Here is a 20508-nt window from a genome sequence, read left to right on the forward strand (position 1 = left end):
TAAATTAAGTTTTAAGATTGAAATTTTAATAGTGGTTTTCTTCCACATTTTTTATTAAAACGTGTGCTTTCTCTTCCCGATATTCATTTTTCCATAATTTCTTCTATTTCAACAGGTCCACTACATATATGTTTTTTTTCATCTAGCGGTATGTTACTGCTTTGAACTTTGTATGTCATACATAATCGAGACTATAAAATCATATTTAGTAACAATCGACGAAAAAATTTGGAGGCTATATCGATGAATGAAAAATATGATAAACATAGGAAAGAATTATTAGAAGAAGACTTTAATAAACATCGAGAACTTACTGAACCAGCTAAATTTCACTCTCAAACAGTTGGTTCACGTGGACCTGTACTAGAGCAAGATAGTGTACTGCATGAGTCATTACAACAATTTATTCATGAAAAAATTTTAGAAAGACCTGTTCATGTAAAAGGATTTGGTGCGTTCGGTTATTTTCAAACGATATATTCGATGTCTGAACATACTAAATTAAGTTTTTTACAAAATTCTAATGAGAAAGTTCCTGTTATGGTTCGATTTTCGTTAGCTGTTAGTACGAAAGGAACACCGGATACTGCTAGAAATGTACGCGGTTTTTCCACAAAATTTTATTCAAAAGAAGGCATTTTTGACCTTTTATGTAATCACATTCCTGTTTTTTCTGTCCGTGATCCAATGCGTTTCCCTGAAACGATTCAAGCATTATTGCCTTCACCTAAAAATAACTTAATAGACCCTAATAGATTTTGGAGTTTTGTCGCTAAAGCACCTGAATCTATTCATTTTGTTGTCCGTTTATACTCTAATAATGGTACGGCCAAAAGTCTTCGTCACATTCCAGGACATAGTGTTAATACATATGTATGGAGAAATGCGGAAGGTAATCGAAAGTATGTAAAGTATCATTGGTACCCGTTTGAAGGTGTACAGTACATTACTAGTAAAGAAGCAATTAAATTAGCTGCCGAAAATCCTGATTATAGCGGGAAAGATTTATATGATGCAATTGAAAATGGTAAACCAGTGGAGTATGGTTTATACGTCCAGCTCATGGATCCGAAAGATGAAGCGCATCTTTCTTATGATCCTTTAGATGACACAAAAGTATGGGATGAACAGACGTATCCTCTCATACCAGTCGGGAAAATGGTATTAAATAAAAATCCTGAAAATTTTATGGAACAAGTAGAAAAGGTCGCATTCTCTCCTTCTAATTTACTGGATGGTGCAGAACTATCAGATGATAAAATGCTGCAAGGGCGCGCTAACATTTACAGTGATTCACAAAGAAGAAGAATTGGTCCAGAATTTCGCAAATTAACGATTAACCAGCAGCAAGATTGGACACCTGCTAATCAAATTACAACCGGTGAAGGAAGGTACGTTGAAGGTAAACTTGAAAGAACTTCTATAATGAAACAGGATGACTTTACGCAGGCTGGTGAATTTTATACGAAGTTACAGCCAATAGAAAAAGAACATCTCGCTGAAAACTTAGCTAGTGATTTGAAAGTTATATCCGATGATATTAGGGAGATCGTTTTGGGGTATTTCAATCAAGTATCAACTGATTTGAAAACAAGCATTGAGACAAAAATGAAAGAGCATTAAGAAGATTAAAACATGCTTTACGAATGAGAATTCAAATCTATATTAATTATTTTCTTGTCAAAATCCAATGAGGTTATTTAATTTGAAAATATAAAGCCAACATATCCCTGTTCTATAATTAGAACAGGGATATGTTGGCTTAGTTTAATGTTTAACATTACATACTTTATTTCGCTAAAAAATGCGATAAGTAGCCTTTCAAAACAAACTATAGTAAACTATTTTACTTGTACCGTATAATTCCCTGTTCCACCACCATACTTATATACACTTAAGTAATATTTCCCTGGCTTTGCATTATAATTTCCAAGCAATTTGTTTCCATCACGTTTTGTTGCATAAGCTACATAATTATTTAAATCTGATTCAGAATATAATACCCAGTTCAGTCCAAGATTTTGTTCGTTCGTAACAGAAATTTGTAAATCTTTTTGATCCTTTACATCAATAACAAATTTATCCCCCTGATCTTGATCGCTCAAGGTTCCTCTTAACAAAATATTCAAAGATAGTGGGTTTGCTGTTTCAAATGAATTATTTGGTTCTTTTTCTACAGCCGTACCTTCTTCCGTATTCACTCCGCTAAACACAACATCATATTCAAATTGCCCAGCATTATTTACACGGTAATTTACAAAATAAGCAGTCAATGTTTTATATCCAGTCCACTCTTTTCCTGAAAGACGTTTCAACATATCATTTGTTGCTTCATTCATCACTTTCCAGTCCTCAACTTCTCCTTTAGCCACACTTCCTGTATATGTTCCCTGTAGTGTAAATGTATTAAAGAATTGTGATTTATTCTTTGTTACTTTCACATCTTTTAATTTCGCTTCATTCGTAATATCTGAAGTAACGTCCGAAAGCGATTTTGGATCATGTTGAGTTAAATACTCATCTGATACTTGTGGAATCGTATACTTATCGCGATTATCAATAAGCATTTGCATATAAGATTGATATTCTTCATTTAACTTATTATCTTTGCTTAATGTAGCACGGTATGCATCGTAACTTGAAACATCATTTGCGCGAATTAAATCATGTACTTTATCGAACATTTCTGGGCGCTTATTATACATATATGATTGCAGCGCAAACGAATAATTATAAAAATCCCACGTTCCATATTTCGCATTTAATGTTTGTGATGCTGTATAACGTTTTGCAGGATCATTAGATAACCCGCCAATTATACTTTTTCGCGGTACTACACTATCTAATCGCGTTGCACCTGCAAAGAACTCTGCATTCCCTTCTTCAAACCATGTTAAACGTTCATTTTGATACATTTCCCCTTGGCCCCATAATCCCTGAACTTCGTACCTTCCCTGTAAGTAGTGCGTAAATTCATGGCGGAACAATTCTTCCAGACTATAAATACTTTGCTCTGGTGTACGTTCATATGTAAAGAAAGTTCCTGTCCCTTCAATATAAATCCCACCATTATTCGTTTCATATCCGTACAGTTGACGATTAAATTGATACTCATCTGGGCTATTATAAATAACCATCGTTAACACATCATCAGCATGTCCACTTTCAAGTGGTTTATCGCTACCAACTGTACGATAAAATTGAGAACGCACCTCTTTTGCCGCCCAGTATAGACGTTTAATTTTCTCTTCGCTAACTTTATCCCCAGCTTTAAAGACAATTGCTCCATCATCAAACGTATACGTTTTCGGTAAATATTTCTTTTTACCTTCTTCTCGAATTTGATCTAAATTTACAGTTTTTCCATTCGCATCTATTCCTCCATAATTTGTAGTAATTTGTTCTGCCGCAACAAAGTATTGCTCTCCTAAATATGGATAAATTCGCATTGCATCTGTAACAACTTGTTGTCCTTTTGTCGGCGTGCTATGAAGCTTGCCCAATCGGCCAGCATAATAAATTCCATTATTAATTAACCATCCGTTTTTATTTGTTACTGTACCAAGTAGTGCAAAACGATTTACTTCATTAATAAAGTTATCGATATTCCGAAACCACATCGTATCTTTTGGCTCTTTTCCAGTCGTGTACATATCCGTCTGAATATCAAAGTCAATTCCCTTCATCAACTCATATATAGCGTCTCCTTTTGTTCGGTCTTCAATGAAAGTTGCAAGATTATCATTATATTGTTTAAAAATTTCACCTGCATATAAAACCGTTTCAACATCTGCTGATGCATTTCCAATTAATTTTCCATATGATGCAATTACTTTATTTTGTTCTGATGTACCAAGTTTGAAATTTGGATTTTTTGCAATTGTTTTTAAAGCTGGTAAACACTTATCATGGTAGCTACGCTCATTTAGTTTGCTTAATTCATCATGGTAAAAACCTAAATAAAATGCTGCACGTAGAGCTTCTACTAATGTTTCAATCCCTTTTGAATCATCTTTCGTATAAGCTTGTCCTTGTTCTGCTAGTTTATTAATAATTGCTTGCATTCGGCTATCATCTTGATAGAATTTAAGACTATCACTATTAAACTGAAATAATTCCGGAATTTGATACCATTTAATTGTCACAAGAAGATCAGTTAATTGTTTATTATTTAATTGATTTAACTCAGCCATTGAATACTTTTTTTCTTCAGCTAACGGTTTAATATTATCGGTTGGTGCTAGTGGGCGCTGTGATAAATCCGCTAATTTTAACCGTTTTGTAAAAGATGCATTTTCTTGTACTTTTGAAGGGTGCGCCAATTCATCAACAGATTTCTGTATTCCTACCGGCTCCATTTGTAATACGTTCTTCACATTTTGCTCTTTTGTCTCTGCTTGAATTTGCAAACCATTACATGTTATTGTCACTAATCCAACACCAAGAATCCACTTAGAAATTTTCGAATATTTAACCATCCCATTGCCCCCTAATAACTTAAAAGAAAATTCAGAATTTTAAATTCAAAAAAACCACTTATTTGTATGTATTTACAGTTCCGCTATAAATACAATTATGATTAATAATGCAATAGTAGCTTGTTTTATACTATTACTAGTACAGATTCCTTACATACAATCTCCCTTCCTTACATGTAATACAAGCAAAAACCGTGCCAATCATATTTCTTATGAATAGCCAACATTCTTTTATAAATACTGTAGAATAAAATATACATAGGTGGTTCGGTAATGTATAAATCATTTGACACAAAATCTAATGTTTATGAAGAACAAATTCATTGAATATTATAAGTTCATTAGCCAGTAAATAATCCCCAATTATTAAATCTCTCAAAAAAAGGTAAACAAACATATTCCATAAAGCTAATATGTTCGTTTACCTTTTTCTATTTCACATCAACAGCAAAATATCGTTGAATAAAAACAGTATGAATAAGTATTTTGTTATTCATTTCTCTTTTTCATATAATCTTTTTCACATTGCAACAGCTTGAATTTCACTTTTTTCCCTTTCTTCTTTTTCGTTTTTATAACGAGCCATTCCCCTTTTTCAACGTCTAGTTTTAGGCGTTTCATTACATTGATATTATCTTTTTCTTTATAAAGTAAAAATGCTTCTTGTGCCCTCACAAATAAGCTGGGCTGTTCGCTAAATCCACCACTATCATAAATTTTAGTTAGCGAATTATAATAAGAATCATTTTCCTTTCCACCATACATCAAATGAGCAGCCTCCAGATCTCTTTTACTTACTTCCCAAAAATTATGTTCATCAATATTTAAATTAAATGTGGATTTAATGTCCTGTATTATATTCTTCACATGCTTTTCATCTCTAACTTTTCTTTCTTCGAGACAATCCGAAGATAATTCTGGTGCATCTGATTGGGAATGTACAACGTGTTGTATCGATACACACAGAATAAATACGCTTAAAATGTAAAATATTTTTTTCATATTTACATATCACCTCAAATGATTTAGATACTATATCATTTGAGGCTTACAATATTCTTATGCTATAAAATTTTTATAGGATCTTTCCTTTTAATATTGCTTTATCAAATTCACGGGCGGGGCAACTACCTTACTACTTTTCACATCATATAATCCTATAGGTGTTACTCGTATAAAAGGCAAGTGCGTCGCAGAAAAGAATAAAATTGTAAATGCTGGATCATCATGCGCGTAGCCACGCTCTTGTAGTAATTTCACCATCTGTTTCTCTTCCTGTATTAATTCTCTCATTTTTAAATTAGACATAATCCCGAGCAATGGTAATGCTATTTCGTGTAACACTTCATTGTTTTCTGCTATGACCATTCCACCACCGAGCTCTTTTACTCTACGAAAAGCTGTAAGCATATCTTCTTTTCTTTTTCCGATAAGAATGATGTCACCTGTACCAGAATAAGAGCTAGCAAGCCCACCTAGTTCTTTCGCAAAACCTTTCACAGCTATATTCACTTGCCAACTGCCATCACGAGCAATCATCATAAAGAAACATTCATCATGATCTGTGGACAATTCATCACAGTCTATATTAATTTCACTAGTGTATGGTTTTGTAATAACGTTGTTTAATAAGTGTATCCCCGTTTTATTAGAGAAAATCATATCCTCTTTTTCTATTGACCAATCTAATAATAATGGAGTTACTTTATGTTTACTCCAGTCTATATGTAATGCTTCATGTGTATTTACACCGTCACGCTTCACCCATTTCCCCTTTGCAAGGGCACTGATTGGTACTGGGTTTTCTTTACTTTCTAAAATATTGATATTAGCAATTCTACCTGTCGCAATCGAACCATGTACATGTTCCATATTATAATAGCGAGCAATATTATAACTTGCCATATCGTATGCATCTATTACTGGTACTCCTTGTTTTATCGCGGTAGAAATCATAACGTTTGTCATTCCATTTTCATAAAACGAAGGATGTGAGCCGTCTGTTGTAAAAAAGAATCTATCAAACTGCTTTACGCCTAGTTCCAACAATTCTTTCAGTAAAACTTCTAAATCTGGGCGGATTGAAGAATTTCTTAAGGAAACAGTGTAACCTTGCATAAGACGAGTGAAAGCTTCCTGCCCTGTCATCGCTTCATGATCACAATCTGTACCTAACAGTTTTAACTTCGCTAAAGTCGTTTCAGATGCACCCGGAAAATGTCCTTCTACTTTCTTTTGCAATCGCTTCGTTTCCTGCACCCAAGTTAACATTTCATCATCGCCATGTAATAGTTTTGGCCATGCTGTTAGCTCGCCGCCTTGAAGAACCGCTTCATGCTGCAGCCACTCTATTATTTCTTCACGATTAAACAAAGATTCCCCGTTTTGCAATTCAGTCTGTCCGTCAAAACGGCACCACCAATACATACTTACTGGAATCTTATTGAATTCATCTAATAAACGAAATGCTTCTTCACGCTTTAATGTGAAAAATAAAGTTAAATTATCATTAATAAAAGTTGTTGTCCCAAACTGCATCGCATGATTCGCTAGCGTCTCTGGGTTATACAACTGATACGGATGTGCATGTGGTTCTATGTAACCGGGTACGACATACTTTCCTTCGCAATCAACAACTTCACACTCCGTTAATTGCTCTGGCAGCTGCTCCCCTACGTATACAATTCGATCATTATATATCCAAATATTCGCTGTCATCCACTCGCGCATATAAGAATTTAAATATGTTGCATTCTTTAATAATATGTGTGTGCTTCTCTTACCATCTAGTACTTCAACATGTTCTCGTAATTGTTTATTACTCCATTTATAATGATTTTTCCCCATTGTATTCAACTCCAAATCAACTCATAATTATTTTGATTAAAACGAGTAATATTTAACCAACTAAAGTATTTTCCATTCATAACTCCCCTATTGGTGCCCCTATACCCTTCATTATATGTAAAAATTCAAAAAATAACAATTTTCAGAACTATACACATACCTCTTTTATCCAAAATAAAAAGAATGTCATGTAACTGACATCCTTTTTTATTTTGTCGTAAGCATTAAGATTGATTTTCACTTTGGAATACACTTGATGTCATATCATAAATGCAACTACTGTCCATAGTTGCGAACTTAAAAAAGCACCTCTTTTAAATACAACTATAACAAAATTCTATTCATTTTCTTTTCATCTATTTATTAAATTCAATTTGCATCATTTTATTTAACTGCGGAACAATATCGACCCCACCTATTGAGTTAAGACTGATAGCTAATGTATGTTTGCCTCCAATTACTCCCCCAGCAAAAGTTGCAAATCCAGGAATTCCTCCTCCATGCCCCCAAACTGAAACACCGTTTGGAAGTTTAGTCTCATAGATTCCAAGACCGTATGCGTCACCAACCCCTTTGCCTTCTATAGGAACTGTAGTAAGCATTTCTTTTAGCTCGCGTTCCTTCAGTAACTTACCACCAAGTAAAGATGAAAAGAACTTATTTAAGTCATCCGCATTAGAAATCATATCTCCAGCTGCATTAGCTAAACTCGGATTATAATACGTAATATCTTTGAACTCGCCTGTCCCTTCCATTTTCACATATCCACGAGCATGATTCTTTCCTGGGATGACGGGTGAATTTCCTGGTAAAAACGTATTTGATAGATCCAAAGGTTCAATAATTCGCTTTTCGATTTCTTCCGCATAACTATTTCCAGTTATTTTTTCAATAAGCATTCCTAGTATTACGTATCCTGTGTTTGAATACAACCAATCTTTACCCGGCGAGAAATCTGGAGGCAGCGAAAGGCCTATTTTCACTATTTCTTCTGCTGTATACGTTTTTTTCGAATTCATTATGTCCGCGTCTTTTGACTTTAAGTATTCAGCGATACCACTCGTATGATTCAAAAGTTGTCGTATCGTAATTTGATTACCATCATACCCATTTCCTTGCACGAGACCTGGTAGCCACTTTTCAATTGGATCGTTAAGTTGTAAGCGATTTTCTCCTACTAATTGAAGCACAGTCGTCGCAGTAAACGTCTTCGTCACACTACCAATCCGAAAGCGATAATCCGAATTCACCGGTTTCTTTGTACTTAAGTCCGCCACGCCAGCAGTAAAACTACTAGTTTTTCCGTTGTTAGACGCCTTAGCTAATATTCCTACAGCACCAAGCTGTACTGTTTCCTGCATTACTTGTTTCCAGCCATTACGATTCTTTTGATCATGTACTTGTGACGAACTAGAAATATTTTGAGCTGACTCTGCAGTCACAGTAAAACCAGGTGTGAATAGAACAGTACCCGCTAATAAAACTGCAAAACTTGCTAACTTAATTGAATTACATTTTTTCATAAGGCTTTCTCTCCTCCATTAATATCGGATTGATTCAAGCTATACTTTCATCCTATATGATAAATCTCTCTTTTTTCTTATCCATTCCTTACGAAATACTTACGTTTAAATTTAAATACGGTAAACTGAGGAAGAGTTATGCATGCAAATAAAAAGAGAACATGTTTTCATTTTTTATGTAAACATGTTCTCTTAAACATTTAAAATTCTATATCAACTTTTCATCCTATTCTTTACACAACTAATTTATATTCCTTTTTACCAGCCCGCACTAGCATTCATACCATTTCCAATAATAGAAAGTAATAGCGGCCATAATACTGGTCCTAGTGTAAGAAATATATTTAGAAGTATGAGCATTCTATATCCAACGGTGAAATTGTGATTTTTACGATTAACAAATACTAAACTGATTAATGATATTATAGTTGTTAAAAATAATACTAACATTAGCAACCAATACCACACCATTAAACTAAGACTCCACGGTGTTAATAGCTCATGTATGATACAAAATGAGATTCCTAATACAGCAAAACTAAAACTAGTCACCGATGTTTTTATAAGCCATTTATTTATTTTTTTATCGTATGTATTTTTACAATATAAATCTATTAAAGTATATAAAGATAAATATGCCATTAATACACCTATCCAAGACAATAACCAGTCTCCGTCTCCTTTGAATAATACGTACAGTAACCAACACATACCTACTGCTGAAAAAACAAAGGAAATAAGTATGCTTTTTAATACCGATTTCATTACATTTTCACACCCTTAAAAAATCAAAAATTAATTATAATTTATAAAAATTAAGTATAGGTTAACATGTAATGAAGTATAAGTAAATAAAGTTAATTTTGTTTACCTATTTGAAGACGGTTTCATATAAGAAAATAATTCATGTTAATCAAATTTCCGTATAAAAATAGAAAAGGTGGATATTTATGTATCCACCTTCCCGTCTCCCTCTACCCACTTCATTATTTCTTCCACATCTAAATCCGTATACGTCTTTTCACCATAACGAACAGACTCATATAACGAGATAATATCCCTTGTTCTACAAATTCTTTTTAACCATTGTTGTATCGTTTCATAGGACCTTCTCTGTTCATGAAATGGTAATGTTCTTTCCCATTCAACTAACGTTTTTCTTATCTTATCTGTCGGTAACGGCCGTTCTAACTGATGAATGACTTTTTCATTCTTTATGCTTCTTACCGCAGTTTGCTTTGTGATCGATTCTTTCTCCTGTACTATTTCTGTTCTCGTCAATTTGTTCCTAATATACTTGCAGATGGCATATATAATTAATATTGCGATTATCACATAAAAAACTATAGTAATCCATACATTTGAAAGAACAGAAAGCACGGCACTCCATAGACTTTCTCTTTCGAAAGGTTGAAATTTTTTACCCGTTTTCGTTCTTATACCCGTATCTTTTACTTCTTCATATTCATCTTCATCTATTTTGGAATCATCAAAATTTTCACCTATACTAGTAAAGTCATAATTTCTTTCCGATATTGTCTTAGTCTTACTGAAAAAACGCTCTTTTACTATGTCTTGTACATACACAATACCTTGTGATAACGTTATCGCACTAATCGCAAAGAAAAGTATGATTAAAGTTCTCACACTCCATAACTTCACTTTCATATGTCGCTTTTTATTCACCATGACATAAGCCCCTTCTTATTCTTTCATTACAATCCATTTATTCGTTCTACTGTATTTCTTTGGTGAAGTACCAATAATTAAAGGAACCGCATCCAGTTCCTTTCGACGAAAGCCTGCTGTGTAAAAGTAAGAAGAAGATATAGGCGTATCTTGGTCTGATATCGAGGCAAGTATCCTTAATACATTTTGCAAATGTTTCCGATTATCCCCATTTTTTATATGTAGCAAACCGTTATCTTTTACACTATTGATCCATACTTCAAACGAACAGTTTTGCATAAGAAGTTGTTTGCATATACCTGCTGTTAATTCAATTAGTTCCTCTATATCATTTCGCAAAGAAACACCACTTTTATTTTGCAAGTTGAGATAAATCGCGTATTTATCACATTGTGTTCGCTCATACTTTTTCGCAATTATTGTCCCTGTTTTCGCTGTTGCACTCCAGTGGATGGAACGAAAATCTTCATTTTCATAAGACTTTACTCCCATTACTTTCGTTTCATCATATAAGGGTGAAGACATCGCTTTTCGAAATCCTCGTGACCATTCTTGTAATTCAGGAACTTGTATTTTCGGAACAGCTGGTAAAACTAAATAAGAGGGCGTATCAACTTGTTTATATGTTATATGGTTCGTTATAAATCCAAAGAGATCAGTAATAACAATTTCAACTTCTTCCCATTTCGCGATGCCTCTTTTTAACGCTACAGCTTGCAAATCAAATAAAACTGACTCCCTTCCTTTTAAATTAAAATTCATATAATAATTTGAACCTGTACTATGATTTTTGTTTATTTCATCATGATTCCAAGTTAGCTTATTTTCACATTTAAATCGAAATACGATATTAAGAATAGGAAATATCGACTTGTTTGAAATTTTCATTTTGCACATATTCGTTTCACCTATAAAAACATTCGAATTCCCTTGACTGTATTCCCATTCAACACGAGATACTTTACGTATATATACATGCATAGCACCTATTAAAATTACATATAAAAATACGAGAGATAAAAACAGTAGATTACTTGAAAATACACTTAAAATAACGGCTACAACTGACATAACCCCCATTACGAAAGGCTCCGCTAAAGGTGTATACACAAGCTGTTGATTCATCGTACATTCTCCACTGGCACACTAATCGTATGAAGAATTTCTTTCATAATTTGTTCTTTCGTCGTTTTCATCTCTCCCTCAATTGTTAACGTTAAACGATGAGCACAAACGGATGCAGCGAGCGTCTTAATATCATCTGGCGTACAGTAATCTCTTTCATTTAATATTGCCCGTGCTTGAATTGCTCTCATAAATGCCAACGTTCCCCGAGGGCTTACACCAATTTCAATTAACTCATGGTTACGAGTTGCTTCAATAATTTCAAGAAGATAATCTTGCACATCATTCCCTACTAACACTTCTCTTGCACGCTTTTGCATCGTAATAATTTCTTCACTTGAAATAATAGAGTGTAATGTTTCTAACGGATCATTCATTTGAAACCGATTCATCATTTCCTTTTCAGCTTCTCTCGTAGGATAACCTTGGCGAATCGTAAGTAAAAATCGGTCTAATTGAGCATCTGGTAAAGGAAATGTGCCCGCTGATTCGAGTGGATTTTGCGTTGCTATAACTAAAAAAGGTTCTGGTAATGAATGTGTCTGTTTCGCAATTGTAACCGTACGCTCTTCCATAACCTCAAGTAACGAAGATTGTGTTCTCGGTACAGCTCGATTAATTTCATCCACTAATACGATATTTGCAAAAATGGGTCCTAACCTTGTTTTAAAATCCGATTCCTTCACATCAAAGTATTCAAGGCCAATAACATCTCCAGGCAAAGTATCCGCTGTAAATTGTATTCTTTGAAATTTGGCGTCCACACTTTTAGCCAAACTTTTCGCTAATGTTGTTTTTCCTGTCCCAGGTACATCCTCTAATAAAATGTGTCCTCTTGCTATAAGAGCTATAGCTGCCAGTTCAATCGATTCATCTTTTCCTATAATAACTTTCGAAATATTGTTAGTAATCTTGTTTAATGTACTCATATATTATCTACCACCTTTTAATTTTCTAAAAATTAAGAATATATTTTTTCCAAATTATAACATGTAATTCAAATATGAAATAGAGCAAAAAGAAAACTTATATTTTTTCTTCACTGCACGCAAAAAAGCACCTATTGTCGTATATTGACAATGAGGTGCTTAACTCAATCCAACAGCCTTCTTTCCCTCTAATTTTTAGTAACAATACATCCTTTTTACTCCCACGCATACATTGTTTTCAATTAACTAGTAAAATGCATTCTAATATTACATATAATAAAAACCATTTCGATTTGTTCGTTATAGAACTTCCTGTACATCGACACTCTCAATCTTCACTTCATACATATTTGGGATGCTTGCTTCTTTTGGTACCCATGCATAATAATTTTGATCATTTTCTAATATAAATTGAACTAACTTTGTTTCTGAAACATTCCAGAAATTTTTAAGATTATCAATGTAGTCTTCTAAATCGTCTTTATAGTCCAGTTGTAATATATAATCTCTTACCGTCAGGGCAAACACAATTAAACTTCCTAATAGATTTTTTTGCTCATTTTCTTCTTCATACTCTTGTGGTAAGAACCACACTTGACCTATTCCTATCGTTTTTTTGTATTTTTCATAAAAACTACTATCATCCATATTCTCATAATCATGTATTAATTCATTGACCAATGAATGCCATTTTGGCGGAATAATATTTTCCAATGCAGGATTATGTTCAATTCCTTCTACTATATCCTCGATTTCTTCTGTCTCATCTTCATAGTGATATTCACTTAGGTCTATATGCTTGAATTTCATTTCATTTTTATAATGTGCCAAATCATATGGATAATGATTATTATCTTTTAAACTTGTATCATCAAGTCCGAGTATCTTTACTATTGCAGCTGTCTCAAAGCTCCAATACCCCACATATCCAGGTTCTTTATGTGCATTTTTCCATTCATAATCATAATGGCCTTTAAACCATTCTTTCTCCATGTACGTTTGCAATCTTTTAGACGCTTCTTTTTTATCTGTTTGTGCAAGTTCTATAATCTCTCTTGTTTTTGCATATGGATTTTCTTTATAATATCTGTTCGTCATGTTTGTGTATCCAATATCACTAGCGCATAAGAGGAAATCAATTACTGCGTCATTCATATTTTTTGTATCAACTATCTTTTTTAATCTTTCTATATTCTTTTTATCCGTTTCTAACAAAATTCCTAAGGAAATCATCCAAATCAGACTTAAATATCCAATTTCCCTACTTCCTGTATTCTCTAAATCATAAATTGCATTATGAAAATCTTTTTCTATTACACTAACATCTTCCCCTAAAGAATACTTTGCCCTAATATCCTCCATCTCATATCTAAAATTGGCTAGATATGTCCCTTCTATAATACTCTTATTATCTTTAGAATATCTTTGAATTCCATTTTTAGTATCTTCTTCTAAACTTTTAATATCTTCTCTATTTTCCTCTATAAACTCTTTATGATATTCAATTCCTTCTCTACACTTTTCTTCTATACATAAATAATCTCTCATACCATTCAATTCCTCCTCGCTTCTAAATTATGGCCATTCTCCAACAATGTTACCCTTTGCATCTATTCTAAATGTTTTCACATTTCCACTACTATCAACCTTTGATAACACTCTCTCAACTTCCTGATCTTGTAATGCTTTCGTAATCTTTGATGCTAATTTTGCATCTCCATCAACTGCCTTCAATATTCTATTTTTTCGGGTCTTCGCACCATTCAACCAATCATTTGACATTTGTCTTCCATCTTTAGTTTTACTTAGTTTAGCACCACCACATAATCAATTTGAACAGACGAAAGGTGAGCCCACATTTCTCGCAAGCCCACCCTGTCTATTTCTGATGCTTCTTCATTCATTTTTGCGCAATTAATTTCTTTATCTCTAAAAATATACATCGAGTACAATCCTTGTTCTTCACAGTATACTTTAATTTCATCTTTTTAATATCTGAAGCTACATCCACCTTTAACTTGCCCTAGTGTTGAAACTGGTTTATCCCTAGAAATTTTTAACTTTCATCTTCCTATTACATAAATTGTAATTTTCGTAACGATTTTTAACAAATATTCGGACATTTACCCTATGGAGTACACTCATAAAAGTTTTCTAAAGAGGGTCACTCTTTTTAATGAGACTACATTTTCGAACTGTACTCACTTCTTAACAACTACTAATCTACCTCTATTATTTGTATCCCTTCTTTGGTTTCTGGACAATCATTAATGCTTCTTTTTAATACTCATCTTCAAATAAACAATTATATATAGTAACACCTGTTTCCTTTAACTCTAACGAAACATCCTCCACTTCAATACTTAACGTTTCTTTATCAAGATTCTTTATTCCGTTACTATCTAATAATTTTAAAATACTACTTCCTATTTTCTTAGATTCATCATTGTATGGCGAGGACTCTTCAACTAGCTCGATTGTACCATTAGTGTATCTATATCTTAAATATTTAACCACTGCATATGGCGCGATTGCCGAAATCATTAGCATTACACAATTAATTTCTGATTGCTTCCGAACATACTCACTGAATTCTACACTACCAAAACGAAATTTCACATCTAGTGGTAGAAGAATGTAAGAAAAACATGATGAATAACTAAAATCAGTAATATTATCAACGTTTATATTTGATATTTTATTAATTTCTCCATCCCAGAAATGTTTATCAACAAATTTCCCCAAAACATATTGGAAATCACCTTGTTTATATAATTTATTAACAACTTTTAGTATCTCATCACTCATAATTATTCTCCTTTATTGTACAGGGTATCCATGTATATTTCCTTTACCATCCATATGAACCTTTACCCTCGTTTCTCCATTTGGACCTATTGGCTTTCCAAAATCATGCACTCTAACACTTCCGTCTGGCTTTACTGGTGTTCCTTTCACCCATGCTTCTTGTGTCTCTACTACTCCATTTTTCCCTGCTCCCCACTGCGATTTGGTTGAGACATTATTCCCATGACCAGGAACATGTTTACCCTGTTTTCCTGCATCAACTTTTGGAGCACCTGAAACGCCAGCATCAACATGCCCTTGACTTGCTAGTTTATCATTTTTTCCAATGTTCCCTGCTACACTGGCTCCCTGACCATCAACACCTGTACCCTTACCCCACCAGAAGACTGGATTTTTTGAAGAGTATCCTTAGCATTTTGAATCGATTTATTCCAAACAAATCCACCATGCGCAAAAAGACTAGCCCCAGCAGCTGTTGCTGCTATATCTAATGGAATAACAATTGGTGATGCTAACCCGCCAGTTCCTACTTCTGCCACGATAGTTAAGAAATTAGATCCGCCTATGAGCGAGATACCTTCAAACATTTCTAGAATGGACCCGGCTATTTAATAATTTTGCCCTGTTTTTTTTAATGTTTTTTGACATTGAAAAACATACTATATAGCATCAATTGAAGCCTATGTGCCTGTGAAATGCAAGGTACGAAAGTGCATTCGCTCAAATAATAATTTTCAATTTAAATCAACAAAAGAGACCTCAAATGTGAAGTCTCTCTTGTTGATTATTTTCCATAAGTAACTCGCCATTTATTTGTTTATTTTAAGACAGATAACATGGTTCATTCAAATATATATCCTAAAGAAAAAATTTTTCCTGCCGTCATAATCTAGTAGAATAGATTCAATTAATTCTTATTAATTGCGATAAACTCACTAGGAATCTCATCTGCTAACCAAACTTTTTCATTTCCTAAATAAAATTTAACGCCTTCTTCTCTAGCTTTTTTCAGTATTAACTTCTAAAATAATAGGATGCTTATCTTTTCTTTGTTCAAAGCCTTCAGAAGCAAAATCATGAATAAGTTGAACTTTACTTCCTTTGCCGATTTCAAAACATGCAGTATCATCATTATCAACTCTTTTAGCAAAAGGAATCAGCTTACGATTAGGATATCTTTTCTTCATACCAGAGTATATGTTAGTAGCCTGTTCTGATTCCTTTAAAAACCATATATCAAAATTAACTAGATCTAATTTGACTAATAAGGTAACAGTTTAAATGCCACCTATTATTTACACATTTTTCTTTCCCATACTCTTTTTCCGTCAGTTAAAAACACTGCACTTGGCGGATCATCATAGAGAGAAATTTCAACCAATGAACTTTTTTCTTGTTTTAACCAATTATATACAGTACCTTCGTTTGTATTAGGTCGAGATAAAATATTATTTACTCTAAATACAGCTGCATCATATTCTGTATAATTTATATCATCCTCATCTAGTCCATTGTCTGTTTCAAAAACTGTATCTAGTTCTCCAATAATCCTCAATCCACTTTTCCATTCTAGTATCATGTCACTATGTTCATAATTTATTAATGTTCCAATTAAAGAATCGTACCCCATTTGCATCCTCTTTTCTTATGATTTTTATGGTCTTGATGGTACTATATGAGCGCCATCTTTTCCATAATGGATCAACCCTTTAGTAGTCTCATAGTATTCACCAGTATTGCGGTCATAATATTTTCCTATTGGCTCACCAAAGTCTACTCTTTCTCTACCGTTTTTTAATAGTTCACCTTTCCCGGCGAACTTATCAAGCAATTCTTGCGCTATTTTATTATCGCCATAGAAAATGCTCTTATTTTTTCCATTTGCTAATTCTTGTTTATAGTTCGGTGTATCAGGAATATGCTTTTCTTGAGCTCCTGCTTTCACTTTTATTGGATAACCATTTACTTCACGGTATGGGCCTTTAGGTACAGAATCTTTTCCATAAGAAGGTATTCGATTACTCGCACCCTTACCTCCACCAGAAGACTGGATTTTTTGAAGAGTATCCTTAGTATTTTGAATCGATTTATTCCAAACAAATCCACCATGTACAAAAAGACTTGCCCCAGTAGCTGTTGCTGCTATATCTAATGGAATAACAATTGGTGATGCTAACCCACCAGTTCCTACTTCTGCCACGATAGTTAAGAAATTAGATTCGCCTATGAGCGAGATACCTTCAAACATTTCTACAATGGACCCGGCTATTTAATAATTTTGCCCTGTTTTTATTAATGTTTTTTGACATTGAAAAACAAACTATATACCTGCAATTGAAGCCTATGTGCATATTCTGTTAGCTTTAATTCATAAAAATAATTTCGATAAATTTATAGCTTACCTTTCAATTAAAAAAGCACTTATTGTCTCAAATAGACAACCAAGTGCTTTAAGTTCATATATTTTTAAGTAGCATAAATTTGTAAATTTTTACCATTCCAAGTCTTTAATATTCGTCGTACAGTAAAATGTCATCTCGCCTAAGCTCGTACCTCGTTTTCTATTTTCTATCATTGCACATAGCACTCTATGATGGTACAACCATCATGATCTATGAATTTCAAGAAAGTATCATTATATCCCATGGTTCTATACTTAAGCACACCAACTATTCCTTTAATTTAAGGATTTTCTATATAACTTTCTGCAATATCAATATCATTTGTCATTTCTAATTCTGGAAATTTTCCATCTAATTTTCTTAAGCAATTAATTAGTTCTTTACTTTGTATAATTTCTACTATATCTTCCAAAACTTCACTTATCCAATATAACTCTTCTTTACTACAGTTCTCTAAATATCTTATAGTATTTCCCTCATTTTCTGAGAGAACTTCTATTATTTCATTCCAACTTTTTTGTATCCCATAGTCATCATTCAAATTTAATTTTTTTCTTTCATTTAATATAACTTCCATTTTGTTTGCTATATCCATATTAATCCTCCAAACTCTATCTACGGTTGTTTAGTCGCATCTGGAAAAATAGTCCCTATCTCTCCATTTGTTTTTATAACTCCAACCCTAACCCCATTATACTCTCCAAAAATAGCCACACCATTTTCTGTATTCGCAAATCCGGGCAATTCAGCAATCTTAGCACCTGCTGCTGTAATATCAGACTCTGTCCAGCTTTCTGGAAACCATGATTGATTGGAACCTGTTCTTTTTGCTTTCACCTTGTGTCCAGGCACATTACCTACCCTAACACCGTTTTCGTATACTTTATTTATATTATAATCTACATTATTTTTTTCCAAAAATTCAATATTACTTTGTCCATGTCCTCCACCCTTCATTTTTGAAATATCTCCTGTTTTAGGATGTGTTGTAAAGTCACCTACATTTGAATGTTTAATGCTACTTTCGGGTATATTAACCTTGTTAGCCCGACTAGTTCCATTACTGAATCCACCCGTACCCTTACCACCATCTTTAGACTTCGCAAACTTATAATAAGCTTCTATCAATTCACCTTGTGGTATTTTGGTTATGATAGTTCCACCAACACTAGAGAATGCATAGGAAGCCTCTCTCTTAAATGATTGTAACATTTCAAGCGTAGGCTTCAATTCTTTTGCTAGTTTTACTGCATTAGCAAATGTACTTACTCCACTTGATGCTTTTGCTCCTTTTGTGATATGGCCTACTTTATTTAGTGCCCTATCGCCTAATATTGTGGTAGCTATTTGTGTTAATCCATAGGTAGTCAATTCTGTACGACTCTCTGCATCTCCCTCTATCATATCTCGTTTTATTTTATTTGAAAATGCATGCCACATATTTTTTGCAGTTTCATCCAAATGGAAAAGTGCATAGGTTACATTAATAAAAGTTCCTATGTCCATATTACTTAAAGCTATTGCGGACTCGATTTCATCACCAATAGCTTTCCCCGAGCCTCTTTGAATAGCTTCCCACATCTTTTTCGCTGTTTCAAACGTGCCAACTATACCGTCTGCCACATCGTCCCAAGCATTTCTAACCGGAGATTTCTCCTCAATTATGTTATTTGTTTCTATATCTTTAATTGACTGATCATTTTTTCGAGCTGTTTCTTCTATAATCCCCTGAATCGAACTCACCCAATCCATATTCAATCCTTGTATACTAAACGTCCCACTCACAGGGCTAAATCCTTTCCCACTTTGCACTTCAGCGAGTCCGGCTGTGATGCTAGCTGCTAATTGGAGAGCGGTGCTGTAGTTGTTGCTGGATGAATGATTGAATTCATATAAATGCTCTAGTTTTTCTTCCAGTTTTTTTCTCATTGCACCTAATACCGTTACAATTGCACCTACTCCGGGCATTGGTGTAAGTACTTCTATTGCTTCTATACTTGTAATCGATTGATTAATTCCCCTTATTTGTTCTCTTATTTCTTGTTCAATCACATCTGTCGAAGCAACTTTCGCTTGGAACTCATTTGGAAATGCTTCGTTTTGGCGAATTAATTCTTCACATAAGCATATAATTCCTTGCGCTAATGGCCGAAATGTTTGGACAAGGTAGGATTTTGCACTACTGTATGTTTGTCCTTGTAATACTGTGTCTATCGCAAAGGCATCAATAGATTGAATGACTTGTTCCATACTTTGAATCGTAGCATTACATATAGCGTTCATACTTTGAGTTTGACTTTGTACTTCTCCCAAATACATGTTTAAACTCATGTATTGGCCTCCCTTTGTAGTTGCTGCTGTTCATAGGAAAGGTCGTTTTCTTTCTCACTGAGATGCCGTTTTTCTTTAAGCAACGTCTCTTTTTCATTTTCTAATTCGAATGTAAGTTTTCTTTCATACTGTCCGATTTCTTGCCGCATATTCGTAAAAAGGTGAAACACTTCTTTGTCGCCGTGCCAAGTTTCTAGTATTCGGTTAAATAAACGATTACTTCTATTTTTCCATTCATGAAAACTAGCCTCAGCTCGTTCTTGATTTTGCAGCGCGATTCGGTTTTCATTTTGTTCTTCAAATATAATTCGTAATTTTTGATTACATTGATTGATTCTCGTTTCAATTCCTTGACTCATCTTTTCCCCCTACCTTT

18 protein-coding genes and 3 pseudogenes are annotated in these 20508 nt (G+C 33.7%); 1 reads left to right on the forward strand and 20 read right to left on the reverse strand.

Translation table 11 applies throughout. The annotated features are described in order from the left end of the window. Positions 1–243 precede the first annotated feature (243 nt). Complete coding sequence (locus tag MHH55_RS09120) at positions 244–1623, forward strand: catalase (protein ID WP_001003610.1); 1380 nt, start codon at positions 244–246, stop codon at positions 1621–1623. Between the two features lie 218 nt (positions 1624–1841). On the opposite strand, the gene colA is transcribed toward MHH55_RS09120, so the two are convergent. From colA to MHH55_RS09220, 20 genes and pseudogenes are all read right to left on the reverse strand, one after another. Further along, on the reverse strand, positions 1842–4478 hold the full coding sequence (gene colA, locus MHH55_RS09125; protein WP_069358092.1) for a collagenase ColA: 2637 nt from the start codon (positions 4476–4478) through the stop codon (positions 1842–1844). Between the two features lie 489 nt (positions 4479–4967). Beyond that, the gene (locus tag MHH55_RS09130; protein WP_078186742.1) at positions 4968–5480 is read right to left on the reverse strand and encodes a hypothetical protein; all 513 of its coding nucleotides are present in this window, start codon (positions 5478–5480) and stop codon (positions 4968–4970) included. Positions 5481–5570: 90 nt separating this feature from the next. Continuing rightward, positions 5571–7325, reverse strand: a complete 1755-nt coding sequence (locus MHH55_RS09135; protein WP_075677240.1) for an adenine deaminase — start codon at positions 7323–7325, stop codon at positions 5571–5573. 356 nt (positions 7326–7681) lie between these two features. Continuing rightward, on the reverse strand, positions 7682–8848 hold the full coding sequence (locus MHH55_RS09140) for a serine hydrolase domain-containing protein (protein ID WP_016124771.1): 1167 nt from the start codon (positions 8846–8848) through the stop codon (positions 7682–7684). A 258-nt stretch (positions 8849–9106) separates the two neighbouring features. Further along, positions 9107–9613 carry a DUF3902 family protein gene (locus tag MHH55_RS09145; protein WP_000843838.1) on the reverse strand — a complete coding sequence of 169 codons (507 nt, stop codon included), beginning with the start codon at positions 9611–9613 and terminating at the stop codon, positions 9107–9109. A 183-nt stretch (positions 9614–9796) separates the two neighbouring features. After that, positions 9797–10537, reverse strand: a complete 741-nt coding sequence (locus tag MHH55_RS09150; protein ID WP_078186743.1) for a hypothetical protein — start codon at positions 10535–10537, stop codon at positions 9797–9799. Between the two features lie 15 nt (positions 10538–10552). Further along, positions 10553–11662 carry a DUF58 domain-containing protein gene (locus MHH55_RS09155; protein WP_078186744.1) on the reverse strand — a complete coding sequence of 370 codons (1110 nt, stop codon included), beginning with the start codon at positions 11660–11662 and terminating at the stop codon, positions 10553–10555. Beyond that, positions 11659–12591 (reverse strand): AAA family ATPase, encoded by a 933-nt coding sequence (locus MHH55_RS09160; RefSeq protein ID WP_078186745.1) that lies wholly within the window; start codon positions 12589–12591, stop codon positions 11659–11661. The genes MHH55_RS09155 and MHH55_RS09160 overlap by 4 nt, the downstream gene beginning before the upstream one ends. A gap of 300 nt (positions 12592–12891) precedes the next feature. Then, positions 12892–14139 (reverse strand): PoNi-like cognate immunity protein, encoded by a 1248-nt coding sequence (locus MHH55_RS09165; protein WP_001205863.1) that lies wholly within the window; start codon positions 14137–14139, stop codon positions 12892–12894. A gap of 27 nt (positions 14140–14166) precedes the next feature. Further along, positions 14167–14373, reverse strand: a complete 207-nt coding sequence (locus MHH55_RS09170; RefSeq protein ID WP_078186746.1) for a hypothetical protein — start codon at positions 14371–14373, stop codon at positions 14167–14169. Positions 14374–14871: 498 nt separating this feature from the next. Beyond that, entirely contained in the window at positions 14872–15399 is a 528-nt protein-coding gene (locus MHH55_RS09175; protein ID WP_001278747.1) for a hypothetical protein, read from the reverse strand. 12 nt (positions 15400–15411) lie between these two features. After that, positions 15412–15549, reverse strand: coding sequence for a hypothetical protein (locus MHH55_RS09180; RefSeq protein ID WP_000679167.1), 138 nt, complete (start codon positions 15547–15549; stop codon positions 15412–15414). 185 nt (positions 15550–15734) lie between these two features. Continuing rightward, a complete protein-coding gene (locus tag MHH55_RS09185) occupies positions 15735–15986 on the reverse strand; it encodes a hypothetical protein (RefSeq protein ID WP_002041383.1) in 252 nt (83 codons plus the stop codon). Between the two features lie 320 nt (positions 15987–16306). Beyond that, positions 16307–16451: pseudogene (locus MHH55_RS09190) on the reverse strand (RNA 2'-phosphotransferase); the annotation flags it as partial. Next, positions 16440–16634 (reverse strand): annotated as a pseudogene (locus MHH55_RS09195) (hypothetical protein); the annotation flags it as partial. The pseudogenes MHH55_RS09190 and MHH55_RS09195, both read right to left, overlap by 12 nt. Positions 16635–16690: 56 nt before the next feature. Beyond that, entirely contained in the window at positions 16691–17029 is a 339-nt protein-coding gene (locus tag MHH55_RS09200; RefSeq protein ID WP_000540189.1) for a hypothetical protein, read from the reverse strand. A 24-nt stretch (positions 17030–17053) separates the two neighbouring features. Then, positions 17054–17668, reverse strand: a pseudogene (locus MHH55_RS36395) (polymorphic toxin type 50 domain-containing protein); the annotation flags it as partial. Positions 17669–18081: 413 nt separating this feature from the next. Beyond that, positions 18082–18396, reverse strand: a complete 315-nt coding sequence (locus MHH55_RS09210; RefSeq protein ID WP_000350221.1) for a hypothetical protein — start codon at positions 18394–18396, stop codon at positions 18082–18084. Positions 18397–18416: 20 nt separating this feature from the next. Continuing rightward, complete coding sequence (locus MHH55_RS09215) at positions 18417–20132, reverse strand: EndoU domain-containing protein (RefSeq protein WP_000056122.1); 1716 nt, start codon at positions 20130–20132, stop codon at positions 18417–18419. Then, positions 20129–20491 carry a DUF3958 family protein gene (locus MHH55_RS09220; protein WP_000077520.1) on the reverse strand — a complete coding sequence of 121 codons (363 nt, stop codon included), beginning with the start codon at positions 20489–20491 and terminating at the stop codon, positions 20129–20131. The genes MHH55_RS09215 and MHH55_RS09220 overlap by 4 nt, the downstream gene beginning before the upstream one ends. Positions 20492–20508: the final 17 nt, after the last annotated feature.

The sequence above is a fragment of the Bacillus sp. FSL K6-2944 genome (assembly GCF_038005385.1).
GTDB classification, from domain to species: domain Bacteria; phylum Bacillota; class Bacilli; order Bacillales; family Bacillaceae_G; genus Bacillus_A; species Bacillus_A cereus.

Bases quoted from the DNA above. Each gene is read 5' to 3' on its own strand.
- MHH55_RS09160 (WP_078186745.1), bottom strand. From the start codon at position 12,591: ATGAGTACATTAAACAAGATTACTAACAATATTTCGAAAGTTATTATA.
- MHH55_RS09150 (WP_078186743.1), bottom strand. From the start codon at position 10,537: ATGGTGAATAAAAAGCGACATATGAAAGTGAAGTTATGGAGTGTGAGA.
- MHH55_RS09140 (WP_016124771.1), bottom strand. From the start codon at position 8,848: ATGAAAAAATGTAATTCAATTAAGTTAGCAAGTTTTGCAGTTTTATTA.
- colA (WP_069358092.1), bottom strand. From the start codon at position 4,478: ATGGTTAAATATTCGAAAATTTCTAAGTGGATTCTTGGTGTTGGATTA.
- MHH55_RS09210 (WP_000350221.1), bottom strand. From the start codon at position 18,396: ATGGATATAGCAAACAAAATGGAAGTTATATTAAATGAAAGAAAAAAA.
- MHH55_RS09165 (WP_001205863.1), bottom strand. From the start codon at position 14,139: ATGAGAGATTATTTATGTATAGAAGAAAAGTGTAGAGAAGGAATTGAA.
- MHH55_RS09135 (WP_075677240.1), bottom strand. From the start codon at position 7,325: ATGGGGAAAAATCATTATAAATGGAGTAATAAACAATTACGAGAACAT.
- MHH55_RS09215 (WP_000056122.1), bottom strand. From the start codon at position 20,132: ATGAGTTTAAACATGTATTTGGGAGAAGTACAAAGTCAAACTCAAAGT.
- MHH55_RS09220 (WP_000077520.1), bottom strand. From the start codon at position 20,491: ATGAGTCAAGGAATTGAAACGAGAATCAATCAATGTAATCAAAAATTA.
- MHH55_RS09170 (WP_078186746.1), bottom strand. From the start codon at position 14,373: ATGTCAAATGATTGGTTGAATGGTGCGAAGACCCGAAAAAATAGAATA.
- MHH55_RS09120 (WP_001003610.1), top strand. From the start codon at position 244: ATGAATGAAAAATATGATAAACATAGGAAAGAATTATTAGAAGAAGAC.
- MHH55_RS09185 (WP_002041383.1), bottom strand. From the start codon at position 15,986: ATGTTTGAAGGTATCTCGCTCATAGGCGGATCTAATTTCTTAACTATC.
- MHH55_RS09145 (WP_000843838.1), bottom strand. From the start codon at position 9,613: ATGAAATCGGTATTAAAAAGCATACTTATTTCCTTTGTTTTTTCAGCA.
- MHH55_RS09130 (WP_078186742.1), bottom strand. From the start codon at position 5,480: ATGAAAAAAATATTTTACATTTTAAGCGTATTTATTCTGTGTGTATCG.
- MHH55_RS09175 (WP_001278747.1), bottom strand. From the start codon at position 15,399: ATGAGTGATGAGATACTAAAAGTTGTTAATAAATTATATAAACAAGGT.
- MHH55_RS09155 (WP_078186744.1), bottom strand. From the start codon at position 11,662: ATGAATCAACAGCTTGTGTATACACCTTTAGCGGAGCCTTTCGTAATG.
- MHH55_RS09200 (WP_000540189.1), bottom strand. From the start codon at position 17,029: ATGGGGTACGATTCTTTAATTGGAACATTAATAAATTATGAACATAGT.